Below are 1,096 nucleotides of genomic sequence, written 5' to 3'. Positions count from 1 at the left end.
ATTTTTTAAATGAACAACCCAGAAGAAACTTATGAAAAGAACATCAAGACTTTATTAGCCATTCACGCAGACATCGCGTCGGGTAGTGCAGCCTCACTAAAAAAGCACCTAGAGAAAAATTCCGTTCTATTGCACCTGCCCATGTATGGCCTTGATGGGCATGAGACCCTGCTGCACATGGCTGCCGAACAGGGTCAAACCGAAATTTGCCGCTTATTGGTGTCTTTAGGTATTGCGCTGGACCAGCCTGCCGTCAGTTCCGGCAATAGCACGCCACTTGCCGCAGCCGCTGGCAATGGACATCTACAAACATGCCAATGGTTTCTTGAGGCCGGTGCTTTGGTGGATGGGTGGCCTAACAGCATAACCACCCCCCTGATTGACGCGATTACCTTTGGGCATCAGGACGTCGTTAATCTTCTTATAGAACACCATGCCAACATCAATCGACTGCACACCAGGCTGAATACCGCACCATTGGACATCGCCAATACCTGGGGATTTACAGAGATTGCGTCCACCTTAAGAAAATCGGGGGCGGTCAGTATCATGGACATTGTTGAAAGCCGGCCCGAGGAATTTGGTGGTTCTATAGTCACTTTCGTGCACAACACCGCTGGCTGGGTTTTACCCGCACAACTGAGCCCCTTCACTAATGAAGAGGGTCTGGAGCTGCGTATCAGCTGTATTGATGGCAAAAACAAGTTCAAGTTACTCTTCACCATTGGACTTTTTGCCAAAAGTCCTCATACCGAATTATTCGTATGCTTGCCTGGCGACTGGCCTCTTACGCAGCAAGGTTTTACCCCCCACAGTCCTTGGGTTTTTCCGGTTGAGTTGCTGTCTCTGCTCGCTCGCCACACGTTCGATGATGGCCCCTTGTCGGAAGGCTTCTTGATTCGTCGTTCCGATGCCATGTATGCCAACCTGGCCTGGCCAGACGAAGTGGATGCTTTCGTGGCCGTGGATAAAGCCTGGGATACGAAAACTGAAAAAGAGACGATCCCCGACGATGAAAAGGTGATGCTCTATGTTTTGGCACCTGTCAAATTCACGAAAAAAGGCGAACCTGACGCAGAAGCATTGCGTGCTCTGA

1 protein-coding gene is annotated in these 1,096 nt (G+C 50.0%); it reads left to right on the top strand.

What is annotated here, in order from left to right:
* Positions 1–9: 9 nt before the first annotated feature.
* Positions 10–1,096 (top strand): ankyrin repeat domain-containing protein (locus tag TU81_RS29065; RefSeq protein ID WP_048397933.1); only part of this gene is annotated, 1,087 nt, incomplete at its 3' end.

The sequence above is a fragment of the Pseudomonas lini genome (assembly GCF_001042905.1).
Classification (GTDB): Bacteria; Pseudomonadota; Gammaproteobacteria; order Pseudomonadales; family Pseudomonadaceae; genus Aquipseudomonas; species Aquipseudomonas lini.
Note: the sequence above shows the minus strand (reverse complement) of the source record. Positions and strands in the feature narration are given on the sequence as shown.